The sequence below is a fragment of the Sphingopyxis sp. JAI108 genome, assembly GCF_013410105.1.
Taxonomy (GTDB): Bacteria; Pseudomonadota; Alphaproteobacteria; order Sphingomonadales; family Sphingomonadaceae; genus Sphingopyxis; species Sphingopyxis chilensis.
Genome location: NZ_JACCCJ010000005.1, coordinates 20138 through 33715 on the forward strand (window position 1 = coordinate 20138; position 13578 = coordinate 33715).

Sequence of the window (13578 nt, forward strand, 5' to 3'; positions counted from 1 at the left end):
GAACGATCATTGCTGCCTCTTTGCTCGCCTGGCGAATAAATTGCCTTTCGGTCGGGCAGGGCTTGGCGCGACGCCGCTAAAGTCGGATATTTCCGCAACGATAGGAGCGTGAAAGTGAGACCGAAAATCGTCGGGCTGGATGTCGATGCAATGGAGTGGGCGCCGTTGGGCCCGCCGGGGTTGTTCAGCAAATTGCTCAGCCGCGATCCCGATACGGGCGCGCGGACCGCGATGCAGCGGATGGATCCGGGACTGGGTTATCAGCCGCCGACGATCGCGCACTTCCACACGACCTATGAGGAAATCCTGGGAATAGCAGGGCGTTTCACCTTCGATCAGCGCACCTGGGTCGTGCCCGGCGCCTATGTCTTCCATCCGCCGCGCACCGTGCATGGCTTCGCGAGCCAGGTTCCGCAGGAAAGCCTCTTCCTCTCGCGCGTCGGCCGCGACCTCGACGTGAATCTGGTTCACGAGCCCGCGGACAATGATCTCTATGTGATCGAAGGCGACGTGCCGCCGCGCGTCCCCGCTGCGTTTGGGGATGCGAGAGTGATGGTCGGATGGAGCGAAGCGACGCTTCTCGGCCAGCCTGTCAGCGCCTGCCTGCTCAGCCGCGACCCCGAGACTGGCGAAGGCTCGGCGCTGGTACGGCTACCGCAGGGCTGGGAAAGCCCGTCGCAGTATCGCGACGATTATCTCGAGGTTTTTGCGCTCGGCGGCGGCCTTTCAGCCGATGGTGCGCCGGCGATCGCCGGGCGCGCCTATTTCTTCATCCCGCCGGGGGAGGCGATCCCCGCCTTTCGCGCCGAGCGCGACTGCGAACTCTATGTCAACTTCGGGAGCGCGTTCGCATGAGTGGAACTGCCATCGTCGTTCGTCCCGCGTCGGCGCTGGGCGCTCGCGCGGTTGCCGCGCTGACGGCGTCGGACTGGACGGTCATCGAGCTCGACGACGGCGACGAAGCGGGATGGGACGCCCTGATCGCGACGCTCGAACGACGCGGCGACGCGGTGCAGCTCATCGTGACCGCGCCGCCGGGGAGCGCGCCCGCCGACGACCCGGACCCTGCGATCGGTATCGCGTGGCGCGGCGCGAAATATGCGCTCCCGCTGTTTGCGCAGAGGGGCGAGGGCATATTGCTGACGCTCGGCTTCGTGCCGGAACCCGGTGGCGCCCTGCCGGGCAGCGACGCCGCCGCAGAGTCGATCCGCCTGCTGACCGCCGCCGCGTTGCTCGATGCCGGTAAAGCCGGCATCCGCCTGCGTTCGAACCGGCTTTTTTGCGCGCCCGATGCGGCGCCCGCGGCGATCGAGGAGGCCATCCGAATGTTCGCCGACGACCGCGGTCGATTCATGGCCGGCGCGGAGATAAGCCTGCGGCGCGGCGACGGCCCGGCCCGGCCCGGCCTCGCCGACAAGACGCTGCTGGTTACGGGAGCGACGTCGGGCATCGGCCGCGCCGCAGCGATCGAGGTCGGTCGCCAAGGTGGCTGGGTCGCGGTCGGCGGACGCAAGCTCGACCTTGCCGAAGAGACGCTGGCAGAGGTGCGCGCGGTCGGCGGCGACGGTATGGTAATCCGGCTCGACGTCACCGACGGTGCGGCGTGGGAGGAGGCCGCGCGTACGATCGGCTCGGTTCGCGGCGCGCTGCATGGTCTCGTCAACAATGCTGGCGAGGCGCGCAACCGGCCGATCGGCGAGTTAAGCTCGGACGATCTGGCCTTTCTGACCGGGATCAATTGTCGCGGTGTCCGGACGGGTATCGACGCCATGACGGCATTGCTCGCGAAGGATGGCGGATCGGTACTCAATATCGCTTCGGTCGCCGGCCTGCGCGCCGGGCCGGGCGGATCGGCCTACAGTGCGTCGAAAGCAGCGATGGTGGGCCTCTCTTGTGGTTTCGCGGCACGCTTTGCGGCCGCCTCTGTTCCCGTGCGGGTCAATAGCCTTTTGCCCGGCCTGATCTGGAGCGACAGCGTCGCCGATTCATTAGGGGAGCAAGGCGCGCGTGCCTTTCGCGCCATGATCGAACCCAAGACCCCGCTCGGCCGCGTCGGCGTGCCCGAAGAAGTGGCGAGCGTGATCGCCTACCTCCTGTCTGATGCCGCCGCCGCAGTGTCGGGACAGACAATCACAGTATCGGGCGGGCTCGAACTCGGTTTTCCCTGAAATCTTCCGCCGCACCTTAGCCGACAAAAAGGGGGCGCCGTTCGCAAGATACGGCGCCCCTTTTTTGCGCGACGAAAGGAAAGGCGGAACCCCGGCCGGATTGTGACCCGGTCCTGGGTTCCCAGTGGGAGAGCTCAGAAATCCTTGCTGAAGCGCAGCCCGAACGCCCGCTTGGCCGGTGCGGCGATGAATTCGCCATTGGGGCGGCTCGGGTTGAAGTTCCCATAATAGCGCGCAAAGTCCGGCGTCAGCTCGTTGAAGATATTGTCGACGAAGAAGAGCGCGGTCCAATCGTCCCCTTTGAAGCCGAACTGCGCGTCGGCAACCGTCTTGCTGGCCAGCATCACGCGATTATCGAAGCGGGCGTATCGCGACGAGCGGTAACGGCCCGACAATTCGACGAAGGCAGATGCGTCGCTGGTGACCGGCTGTTCGACGCGGATCGATCCCGAAAGCGAGTGCTTCGGAACCAGCGGCATGCGGTTGCCGCCGAACTGGCGGTCGGTGCCCGCGGGTGCCGGGTAGACGTCGCGCGCCGCGAAATCGACGAAGGTCGAATCGGCATAGGCATAGTTGAAGGTCAGCGTGAGTGCATCGGCCGGGCGAACGATGACGCCGATCTCGGCCCCCTTCACCTCGGCCTTGTCGGCGTTGATGATATAGTTGAGGCTGACCGCGGTGGCGTCGGGGCATTGCGCTTCGGGCCCGAACGGGCTGGCGGTGCCGTAACAGATCGTCGTCACCTGCACGTCGCGCCAGTCGGAATAATAGAGCGACGCGTCGAAAGAGATCAGGCGACCGCCGATCCGGCCCTTGGTCCCCAGCTCATAGGTCCACACCGTTTCCTGGCCGAAGGGGCGCAGCTCGTCGCGCACCTGCCCGACGTTGAAGCCGCCTGGCTTCGCCCCCTTGGCGATGCTGCCGTAAAGGTTGATGTCGTCGGTGATCGCGAGCTTGGCGTTGACGCGTGGCAGCCAGCTGTCGAAGGTCTCCTTGCCGCGGAACGTGATGTCGGTCGATCCGGTCTGGAAAAGGATGTTGAAGCCGGTCGCCGCTTCGGCGCGGATGATTTCGTGGTTGAAACGAAGTTCGCCGGTCAGCGTCAGGCCGGGCAGCACATCGGCGTCGACCGACCCGAACACCGAATAGGTGTTGGTGTTCAGCCGCGACGGACGGGGCGTGATACCGTCGCGCGTCTCGGTGACAAAGGCCTGCGATCCGATAAAGCGCGTATAATCGAGTTCCTCGTAATTTTCGTCGAAGATATAGCCACCAATGAGCAGGCGCAGGTTGTCGCTGTCATAGCTCAGGCGAAGTTCCTGGCTGAGCTGCTGCAGATCGGTGTCGAATTCGGCGATCCCGACGCACACGCCGGGCAGGCAATTGAGCAACCCGCCGGGAAGCGCCGTGCCCGAAGGGACATTGTCGCGCTTCGTGTCGAAATCGAACTGGATCGTCGATCCGACCTTGTTGATGCCGGTGACCGACGCGAGCGACAGCCCGCCGCCAAGATCGAGCGACATATTGGCAATGCCGCGCCAGGTTTCCGAGACATTGCCCTTGTAATCCATGTGCGACGAGATGCCGACCTGGCTCGGATCGAAGAGATCCTCGTCTATCACATTGACCCCGGTCAGGCTGATGTCCGGACGCTCGATCACATAAGCCGCGCTCGGCGTGACATGTTCGTCAACATAGTTGAGCGAGAATTTGCCCTCGAAGGGCCCGCTTTCGACGAGCACCGAGCCGCCGACGCCCCAGACCTCGCTGGCGCCCAGTCCCTGATGGTTGCCGGGATTGTTATAAAAGCCACCGAAATTTCGATAGGTGGCCGAAAGCTTGGCGGCGACCGTATCGCCGATCACCGGGCCAGTGATATGGGCCGCCAGTTCGCGCCGGTCATAGTTGCCGACCGCACCACTGACGCTGCCGCCGGTCGTGAATTCGGGATTCTTGCTGATGAACTGGATCGCACCCGCGAAAGCACTGCGTCCGAAATAGACGGTCTGCGGTCCCTTGACGACCTCGATCCGCTCGAGGTCCATTAGCGCCGCCGCCGTTTGCGAGCCGCTACCGCCGACCGTGGTGTTGAGGCTGACGCCGGTCACGTCGATGCCATCCACGATGATCGCGACGTTCGACCGCCCTTCGATCAGCGAGATGCCGCGCAGGCTGGGGCGGATGTCGGCAGGGGAGGCGCCCTTGTCGAATTGCAGCCCCGGCGTGAGCTGGGCGACCGCATCGACGCTGGCAAGGCCGCGATCCTGGATCGTCTCCGAGGACAGCGCGGTGATCGCGATCGGCACGTCGGTCAAGCTTTCGGTGCGCCGACGCGCGGTCACGACGATATCGTCGCCGGCGTCATTCGCGCTTGCCTGTGGCGCGGTTTCCTCGGCAGTCTGGGCCCGTGCGGCCACGGGCGTAAACCCGGCGACGATGGCGATGGCTGCCACGCCTTGAACGAGATTCGATTTGCGCATTCCCCATTATCCTTTTCTATCTGGACAGGGGAAACCTATGTTTCGCGCCGGATACGACCTAACAGCCTGCTGCATTTTGTTCGCAGTGCGAACAATCTTGTTCGCTCGGTCATAAATCTGCTCTCAGCGATAGGCTAGGTAAGAACATTTAAGTCATGATTATTACAGCCAATTGTCCGGTAGCGACAGCTAACCTGCGAATGTGAGGCTTTAGAAGCGGGAGCGATTGAGCACACACCATCGGGCGCATCTTGCCTTCCGAAACATTGTCCAATGCATTGGTGGGCGGCAGAAGGTGGAAGGTGATGTGCCGCGGCTGCGTTGAGCCGGTAGTCTTTTCGACCACTTTCGTGGCTTTCGAGATAGAACCGGACAGTCTCCAACCGGCCAACCTGAGTCAGGGAAGAGTGTTGACCCCGGCTATTTCGCGATGCCGCGGCAAATCCTGAAAGCTCAGAGTTGTCGAAAACCTGCAGATGTAGCGATCAGGGCGTCGGAGCACCCTCAGACCACGTCTTCGCAACGGCGAGATTGTCCTCCATATAGGAGATCAGGCGCCGCGACCCGTGGCGCCAACGATGTTGGGAAGGGCGGACAGGAGCTGATGCACAAAGCCGGTTGAAACCGCCTGATCAGGAAAACCCACTTTGGCCGGTGCACCTCGAGTGCGAGCAATTGGTCGGGACCCGATCCGCGCGAAAGGCATCATGGCCAGCGGCGCACCACAATGCCGCATCATAGGCCGGACACATGGCCGCACCAACCAGCAGGTCGCATCGTACCTAGAAACTGCTTGCCAACGGAGGGCCGTCCACACACGGCCAAGTTCGGAAATGGATATCGGATTGGCAAGTCCTGGTGCGCTAAACGGAGGATACGTTCGGCTGGCTTCGGCGCGCGCGATACGCTCGCGTCTTTTGACGGTTGCCGCAGCCGGTCGAAGAACACCAGCGGCGCGAACCCGGTTTTGATCGATCAAGAAACACCCATCCGCAATCTGGATCGGCGCACGCTTTCAGCCGGTCGAGTTGTCCCGTGATCGCAAGCAAATGGAACTGGACCAGCACCATGCCAAGGGTATCGGCGCCCGCCTGCGGAATGAGGTTTACTCGGCCTTCTGCATCAGTCTCGACCCTCAGTCCGTAGATCGATGCCGCAGTGTCGAGTGCCGGCGCGGCCGCCCTCCGCTCGGGTGGTGGAAGTTTCAGATAGGATCGCAGCGCGTTCCTGAGCGCAACGGCGTCGTGCCAAGCTCCGGCATCCACGTGTTCGCTCAGATCGTGCTGTTTGAACCAAGCGCCGAGACGAGCCGGCGTCTCGATTGCATCGCCACCGGTAAGGCGCATGTGGTCGACAACATAGCGCCGCTCGTCGAGCGTGTTGGCGAAATCATAGAGCAGCGCGGCGCCGGGCGGCACTTCATATCGGTCGGACAGCCTCATGACACCAGTATAGGAGTTTTTGTGGTTGACTCCAAGAGACACTATTAAATATGTTTAAATGGTGTCAAAGATTGTCTCACCCATTTCGACCCCAAGCCGTCCGTTCCACTTTCTGGAACTGCACGAGCTTGCCCATTCCATTCGCAGACGCGACATTTCGGCGACAGAGGCAACATCCTGCCTGCTAACTCGAATCGACGCACTGGACAGTCAGCTGCACAGCTTCGCCGCAGTGATGGCCGCAAGCGCTCTTGACCAGGCAGCGCATGCGGATGCGAGGCTCGCAGCCGGTGAAGCGGCGGGGCCGCTCCTCGGCGTCCCTGTGGCGGTCAAGGATTTATGCTGGACTGCTGGCCAGGCGACCGCTGCAGGCATGCCCCTTCATCGCGACTTTGTGCCGACCATCGACGCGACCATCGTGTCTCGCTTGCGCGCCGCCGGGGCGGTCATCATCGGCAAGACACAGCTCACCGAAGGCGCCTATTCGGATCACCATCCCGACATCGCCGCCCCGCGCAATCCTTGGGGAGGCGACTATTGGCCGGGCATTTCCTCAAGCGGCTCCGGGGTCGCGCTCGCAGCGGGCCTCTGCTACGGCGCGATCGGCACCGACACGGGCGGATCGATCCGCTGGCCGTCCGCGGCAAATGGTGTGACGGGGCTCAAGCCGACGTGGGGTCGGGTTAGCCGTCACGGCATATTTGCGTTGGCGCCATCGCTTGATCATGTTGGTGTGATGGCGCGCAGCGCCCGCGATGCAAGCTATCTGTTCCAGGCGATCGCGGGTTCCGACCCTCTCGATCCCACGGCCGTTCAGGCACCGGTCGCCGATTATGTCGGCGCGATCGATGCGGGCCTCGCTGGACTGCGTGTCGGCATCGATCCGGACTGGGTCGAGGCCGGAATTGATCCGGAAGTCGCGGCGGTCGTAGCAGACGTCGCCAGAGAGTTGGCAGCTTTGGGTGCGACCCTCATCGATGTGCGGCTGCCCGACCCTGAACCGGCCGTTGCGGCCTGGTTTCCGATCTGCGCTGTCGAAGCCGCGGTGGCGCATGAGGCGACTTACCCCAAGCGGGGCGCAGTCTATGGTCCGGTTCTTGCCTGGGTTCTCGACGCGGGCCGCGCGCTCTCCGCAATGGCCTATCAGCATGCACTCCTCGAACGTGCGACGTTCCGTGGGCGGTGGGCGGCCGCCACGCAGGGTGTCGACATGGTGCTGACCCCTGCGCAGCCAATGGTGCCGCTTACGCTCGAAACGATCAGCACCCTGGGGACGCAGCCCGAGCTGGTGGCGGCGCTTCAGCGCTTCACCTGTCCGTTCAATTTGACGGGCAGCCCCAGTCTGACCTTTCCCGGCGGCGCGGCATCTTCCGGCCTGCCCATCGGCGTCCAACTGGTCGGTCAAGATCTGGACGAGGCAAGCTTGTTTCGCGCTGTCGGCGCCTATCAGTTGGTGACGGCATGGCACCGTCGCCATCCCCAACTATGACGGTCCCCGTTTTATCCCAGCCCTTTGCTGAGAGCTCGCGTGGTTGGATCGTGGTCGCTGCGGCATTCGCTATCACTTTCGTCGGCTTTGGCAGCGCATATAGTTTCAGCGCTTTTATGGCGCCGTTGGCGGCGGAGTTCGGCGGGTCGCGCGCGAGCATCTCTCTTGTGTTCAGTTTTGCCGGATTTCTCTACTTCGGACTGGGTGCGATCAGCGGACCGCTTGCCGACCATTGGGGTGCGCGCCGGTTCGCGATCGCGGCAATGGCGTTGCTCGCCGCCGGGTTGATGCTGGCAGGATGCGCACGAAGCCTCGGCGAGGTTTCTCTCGCATACGGGCTGGGCGTCGGCGGGGGCATAGGCCTTGCCTATGTACCCGTTCTGGCGGCCGTACAGCGATGGTTCGTGGCTCGCCGGGCGCTTGCTTCGGGAATTGCGGTAAGCGGCATCGGGGTCGGTACATTGGTGGTCGCGCCGCTGGCGGCCTTGTCGGTCGAGCAGTTCGGTTGGCGCCCGACATTCTGGATACTCGGGGTAGGGGCGGCCATCGTCGGCGTCGGTATGGCGCTCCTCGTGAGGGATGCGCCCCGGGATGCCACGGCAAACGCGCATGATCGCGACGCAAGCTTGCGAACTATGGTTCTTACGCCGACATTCCTTCGCCTCTATCTTGCTTGCCTCGCCTGCGGCCTTGGAACCTTTATCCCGTTCGTTCACCTCGTTCCCTATGCGCAGGACCATGGCATGACGGCTAGCGGCGCAGCAGCGCTCATCGCACTGATCGGCGCAGGAAGCACCGCCGGCCGCTTCCTGCTCGGCGGGGTCGCCGATCGGATCGGTCGCGACCGCTTTCTCGTTGCGACCTATATCGCGATGGCGCTCTCAATGGGGCTATGGGTGTCGGCTTCGAGCAGCATCGGGCTCATCATCTTTGCGGTCTTCTATGGAATTTTCTACGGCGGGTGGGTCGCGGTGCTGCCGTCGGTCGTCGCCGATCGTTTCGGTACCGCGAAACTGAGCGGGGTTATCGGTCTGCTCTACACCAGCGTGGCGATCGGAACCCTCGTCGGCCCGGTCGCGGCCGGGCTGCTGTTTGATGCAACGCAAAGCTATCACCTCGCCATCGTCGCCTGCCTTGGCGCCAATTTGATGGCCGCGGCGATCGCCGCCTTCGACAATTTTCGATCGTCGCCCGGACCGGATTTGCCGAACATGTCCACGACCGTGGACAGCTAGGCTCGCCGCCCGCATAGGTCCGGAGGTCTAGACAGCGTCTGCTTTCCTCGTTTCACGACTGAAAGCCGACAATCAACAAACGGCCAGATTTACGGTTGACTGTCGGCGCATGGCGGTCCTTTTCGGGAGCGAGCCTCACCTATCTCAAAGTGCAGGTCTGACTCCCGAATGGTCAGCCCGACCTGTCGTCTCGCACGGTATCGAGAGGAAGGGAAAGGCGCGATCCATGTCTCACCGCAATTGAGCGAATGGAGACGGACATGATACCGAAAACCAATATGCAACCCGACCGGACGGGCCTCGATGAACTGGTGCCCTCGCGCTATGCGCTTCAGGTCGGCGACATCGAAGTGCTCGTGATCAGCGACGGCGTGCTGCCGATCCCCGCCGAGGTCCTGGCGCACAATGTCGAGCCCGACGTTCTCGGTGCCTGGCTGGACGATCAGTTTCTCCCGCGCGAAGTCGCCGAGTGGCCGCTCAATGTCCTCGTCGTGCGGAGCGGCGAGCAGACCATTCTCGTGGACGCGGGCCTTGGGTTCGATCCCAATCTCGAACTGGGGAAGGCCGGTCGCCTGATTCAGCGACTGGCGGCCGCCGGCGTCGAACTGTCGTCGGTGACCGACGTCGTGCTGACCCATATGCACATGGATCATATCGGCGGACTGGTCGTCGATGGCATAAAGGAGCAGATGCGACCCGACCTGCGGATCCACGTCGCGGCGACCGAGGTCAAATTCTGGGAAGATCCCGATTTCTCGCAGACCGCCATGCCCGACGGATTCCCCGATGCGCTTCGGCGGACCGCCAAACGGTTTATGGAGCTTTATCGCAGCCAGGTGCGGACCTTCGAAGAAACCTATGAGGTCGCTCCCGGCGTCGTGGTGCAGCGCACCGGTGGCCACACCCCCGGCCATAGCGTGGTCCGCCTCGCCTCGGGTGGCGAGCGTTTGACCTTCGTCGGCGACGCCATCTTCCAGGTCTCGTTCGATCGCCCGGGCTGGTATAATGGCTTCGAGCACGATCCTGCGGGAGCTGCGCGCGTCCGCGTGGACCTGATGCGCGATTTCGCCGCCAACCGCGAGGCCTTCGTCGCAACCCATCTTCCCTTTCCCTCGATCTTCCATGTTGCGGTTGCGGGTGACGCCTTCCGCTGCGTCCCCGCGGTCTGGGATTATTGATCGCACCTTGACGTGAATCGAGACCCCGGCGGTGGCGCTGTCCACCGACGGGGTTTTTTGTTGTCGTGCGGCGTGCCGACTGCCGCGCGGTCGAGCGAACGATGAATATTGGCAAAGCGCGGCGCTTGGCTGAGACGTCTGGGTTGAGTTGGTGCTCGCAATCGAACCGTCTCGACCGATCAGCTCATGCTCGCCGCCTCAAGGATCGCTTCCGCAAATGCCTTAGGTGCTTCCTGCGGAAGATTATGGCCGATGCCTCCGCTGATGGAGCGATGCACATATCGCCCGACAAACTTGCTCGCATAGGATAGCGGATCGGGATGCGGCGCGCCGTTGGCGTCGCCCTCCATTGTCACGCTGGGCACGCGAATAGCCGGCATCGTCGCGAGCGCTTGTTCGAGCGGATCGTAGCGGTTTTCTCCCGCTGCGAGGCCGAGCCGCCAGCGATAATTGTGGATGGTGATCGCGACATGGTCGGGATTGTCGAGCGCGACCGCCGTCCGCCTGAAGCTGGCCTCATCGAACGCCCATCGGGGCGACGCGGTGCGCCAGATCAGTTCGGCGAATTGTGCACGGTACCGTTCATAACCGAGCCGACCGCGTTCGGTGGCGAAATAATATTGATACCACCAGCGTTGCTCGGCCTCGGGCGTGAGGGGGCTCTCGTTTGCATGCTGGCTTCCGATCAGATAGCCGCTCACCGAGACCATCGCCCGGCACCGCTCGGGCCAGAGCGCCGCAACGACGTTGGCGCTCCGCGCGCCCCAGTCGAAACCGCCGATCACGGCTCGCGGTATAGCGAGCGCGTCCATCAGCGCGATAACGTCGGCGGCCAGTGCCGCCTGCTGGCTGTTGCGCGCGCTCGCATCGGACAGGAACCGGGTGCCTCCGAAGCCACGCAGATAGGGGATGACGACCCGGTGGCCTGCCGCAACGAGCAAGGGCGCGACCTCCGCAAAGGCGGTGATATCATACGGCCAGCCGTGAAGGAGGATGGTCGGCAACCCGGCCCGCGGCCCCATTTCGGCATAGCAGATGCGAAGATCGCCGGTGTCGACCTCAGCGAGCGCTGTCCAGGGCAAGGTAACGGCTGGAGCGCCAGCCCATGCTCCAAACGGGACCGCGATGCCCGCCATGGCCGCGATCGCGAGGAGATTGCGGCGGTCGCTATCGATGGCCGGGCCATTCGCAAGGACGTTGTCCTGCTCGGCAAGGCGGCGGGGCGATTTGCGGTGCGGGTGATCCATCGCGAGTTCTTTCTGTCTATGAGCATCAAAAATGGCGCCGGCGATGCTCCGCGCACAGCACCGAGACTTGGCCAGGCGCCTATACTGTCGCCATCCGATCGGGGCCGGTGCGCTTCGGGCTCGTCCGGGGGGGGGAGGGCGGGTCGGGTAGGTTGCGAAAGAGGGGGAGCCGGACAGATTGGATGCTCGACTGCCATTTCGTTGGCCGCAGGGTGAAACGGGAAAAAGCCGCTGCGTTCACCATCTCTGTCGCGTCCGGTTAACACGGCTCCCCAGTTCGCCCATGATCATGGCGTCGATGACCGGGATGCGCCGCTCTCCTGAGCGATCTTCGGGGGTTGATCGCGCCTGCCTCGCATCGCCGGTCACAGGCCGATCTAAAGCAACGTGAAAGGAGACGGGGTAGGTCCGAAAACCGTCCGGCGCACTGTACCAAGCAGGCTTCCGGCATCCCGGTTGGTACAGCAGGTTGGGCAGGTCTCGGGTCTGCAGCGTTGCGGCCAGCTCCTCTAATCCGATTGCAGGAGGCGCAGACCGCGCCGGCAACGGAAGGGCAAGCCGATGAAGATCGTCGTGATTGGAGGAACCGGGCTGATCGGTTCGAAGGTCGTCACCAAGCTGAACGACGCAGGGCATCAGGCGATTGCCGCGGCGCCCAACACAGGGGTCAACACGATCACCGGCGAGGGCCTCGCCGACGCACTGGCCGGCGCCGAAGTCGTCGTCGATCTCGCCAACTCGCCGACCTTCGAGGACGAGGTCGCGATGGACTTCTTCCAGACCGCGGGGCGTAACCTCAGCGAAGCCGAGACGGCCGCGGGCGTGCGCCATCATATCGCGCTGTCGGTCGTCGGCACCGAGCGCCTGCAGGCCAGCGGCTATTTCCGCGCCAAGCTCGCGCAGGAAACGCTGATCCAGGATGGCCCGATCCCCTACACGATCATCCATGCGACCCAGTTCATGGAGTTCCTGCGCGGCATCGCCCAGTCGGGGGTCGTCGGCGACGAGGTCCGCCTGCCGCACGCCTTCATCCAGCCGATGGCCGCCGAAGATGTCGCCGAGGCCGTGGCAGCCGTTGCGCTCGCCGAACCCGCGAACCGGACCGTCGAGATCGGCGGTCCCGAGAAATTCCATCTCGACGAGCTGATCGCCCGCGTCCTGCAATATGACAAGGATCCGCGCCCGGTGGTTGCCGATCCCGCTGCGCCTTATTTCGGCGTCATGATCGACGACAATTCGCTCATTCCGGGACCGGCGGCGAAGCTCGGCGCCACCCGCTTCGACTGGTGGCTCGAAAACGTCCCGCCGCCGCCGCGCAAATAAGCGGGCGAACAGCCCCGTCGCCGCTCGTCACGCTCGTTCGGAAAGATCCCGTCATGCTCAGATATTGCTGTCTCAGCCTTGCTCTCCTCATGGGGCTCGGTGCGATCGCCAACGGTTTGTACATGCTCGTCGCACCCGCCGGCTGGTATTTCGCGGTGCCGGGGGTGACCACGACCGGCCCGTTCAACCAGCATTTCATCCGCGACATCGGGCTGATCTTTATTTCTCTCGGCGGCGCCTTTCTGCTGGGCACTGTGCGGTCCGAGCATCGCGTCCTGTTCTGGACCGCGCCGACGCTCTGGCTCTGGGGCCACGCCTTGTTCCACTATTGGGAGGTCGCGGTCGGGATTTGCGGACCCTCCGCGCTCGCGCGCGATTTTCCCGCCGTCACGCTCCCCGCCATTCTCGGCACGCTGCTCGCGGGCTGGGCGGTGGTCGACGCCCGGCACCGCCGCGCGCGCAGCATGATGACGCTTTTCATTCCCCAAGCCAAATGAAGGAAAATCTGATGACCCCCCGTATGAACATATTCCAGACCGCTCCCGAAGCCATGAAGGCGATGCTCGAAGTCGAGAAGGCGATCGAAGCCTCGGGCGTCGATCATGGGCTGCTCGAGCTGGTCAAGCTGCGCGCATCGCAGATCAACGGCTGCGCCTTTTGCATCTATATGCACAGCAAGGATGCGACCAAGCATGGCGAAAGCGACATGCGCATCCATCTGCTCGACGCCTGGCGCGACTCGCCGCTGTTCACCGACCGCGAGCGCGCGGTCCTGGGTTGGACCGAATCACTGACGCGGGTCGCCAAGACGCACGCCCCCGACGCCGATTACGAGCTGCTCAAGGCGCATTTCGACGACAAGGAAATCGCGCATCTGACCGTCGCGATCGCCGCGATCAATTTCTGGAACAAGGTCCAGATCGGGCTGCGCGCGGTTCATCCGGTCGAAGCCGCCGCCGCCGCGGCCTGAAGCCCCCCCGACATCGGAGCGCCTGACCCTGTGCTCCGATGTCGAC

Annotated in this window: 11 protein-coding genes; 8 read left to right on the forward strand and 3 right to left on the reverse strand. The window is 63.7% G+C overall.

Annotated features, from left to right (window positions below; all coding sequences use genetic code 11):
- Positions 1–114 precede the first annotated feature (114 nt).
- Together HDC29_RS17835 and HDC29_RS17840 are read left to right on the forward strand one after the other, a co-directional pair.
- Positions 115–855 carry a cupin domain-containing protein gene (locus tag HDC29_RS17835; protein ID WP_179499648.1) on the forward strand — a complete coding sequence of 247 codons (741 nt, stop codon included), beginning with the start codon at positions 115–117 and terminating at the stop codon, positions 853–855.
- Positions 852–2168 carry an SDR family NAD(P)-dependent oxidoreductase gene (locus HDC29_RS17840; RefSeq protein WP_179499649.1) on the forward strand — a complete coding sequence of 439 codons (1317 nt, stop codon included), beginning with the start codon at positions 852–854 and terminating at the stop codon, positions 2166–2168. The genes HDC29_RS17835 and HDC29_RS17840 overlap by 4 nt, the downstream gene beginning before the upstream one ends.
- 134 nt (positions 2169–2302) lie before the next feature.
- Here HDC29_RS17840 and HDC29_RS17845 read toward each other — a convergent pair whose 3' ends face one another.
- Both HDC29_RS17845 and HDC29_RS17850 read right to left on the reverse strand, forming a co-directional pair.
- Positions 2303–4648, reverse strand: coding sequence for a TonB-dependent receptor (locus HDC29_RS17845; RefSeq protein ID WP_179499650.1), 2346 nt, complete (start codon positions 4646–4648; stop codon positions 2303–2305).
- An 863-nt stretch (positions 4649–5511) separates the two neighbouring features.
- On the reverse strand, positions 5512–6090 hold the full coding sequence (locus tag HDC29_RS17850; RefSeq protein WP_056376001.1) for a CGNR zinc finger domain-containing protein: 579 nt from the start codon (positions 6088–6090) through the stop codon (positions 5512–5514).
- A gap of 58 nt (positions 6091–6148) precedes the next feature.
- Between HDC29_RS17850 and HDC29_RS17855 the strand changes: the two genes are divergently transcribed.
- The 3 genes from HDC29_RS17855 to HDC29_RS17865 all read left to right on the forward strand — a co-directional run bounded on the left by HDC29_RS17855 (position 6149) and on the right by HDC29_RS17865 (position 9992).
- The gene (locus HDC29_RS17855; protein WP_179499651.1) at positions 6149–7579 is read left to right on the forward strand and encodes an amidase; all 1431 of its coding nucleotides are present in this window, start codon (positions 6149–6151) and stop codon (positions 7577–7579) included.
- Positions 7552–8814 (forward strand): MFS transporter, encoded by a 1263-nt coding sequence (locus tag HDC29_RS17860; protein ID WP_218844750.1) that lies wholly within the window; start codon positions 7552–7554, stop codon positions 8812–8814. Before HDC29_RS17855 ends, HDC29_RS17860 begins: the two co-directional genes overlap by 28 nt.
- A gap of 260 nt (positions 8815–9074) precedes the next feature.
- The gene (locus HDC29_RS17865) at positions 9075–9992 is read left to right on the forward strand and encodes an MBL fold metallo-hydrolase (protein ID WP_257018367.1); all 918 of its coding nucleotides are present in this window, start codon (positions 9075–9077) and stop codon (positions 9990–9992) included.
- A 179-nt stretch (positions 9993–10171) separates the two neighbouring features.
- Here the strand turns inward: HDC29_RS17865 and HDC29_RS17870 are convergent, their stop codons facing one another.
- Positions 10172–11239, reverse strand: coding sequence for an alpha/beta fold hydrolase (locus HDC29_RS17870; protein ID WP_257018368.1), 1068 nt, complete (start codon positions 11237–11239; stop codon positions 10172–10174).
- 561 nt (positions 11240–11800) lie between these two features.
- Here HDC29_RS17870 and HDC29_RS17875 point away from each other — a divergent pair.
- From HDC29_RS17875 to HDC29_RS17885, 3 genes are read left to right on the forward strand one after another with little or no spacing between them, the layout of a single operon-like run.
- Positions 11801–12562: an SDR family oxidoreductase gene (locus HDC29_RS17875; protein WP_179499653.1), complete on the forward strand. Its 762-nt coding sequence runs from the start codon at positions 11801–11803 to the stop codon at positions 12560–12562.
- Positions 12563–12615: 53 nt separating this feature from the next.
- On the forward strand, positions 12616–13059 hold the full coding sequence (locus tag HDC29_RS17880; RefSeq protein ID WP_179499654.1) for a hypothetical protein: 444 nt from the start codon (positions 12616–12618) through the stop codon (positions 13057–13059).
- An 11-nt stretch (positions 13060–13070) separates the two neighbouring features.
- The gene (locus tag HDC29_RS17885; protein WP_179499655.1) at positions 13071–13532 is read left to right on the forward strand and encodes a carboxymuconolactone decarboxylase family protein; all 462 of its coding nucleotides are present in this window, start codon (positions 13071–13073) and stop codon (positions 13530–13532) included.
- Positions 13533–13578 lie beyond the last annotated feature (46 nt).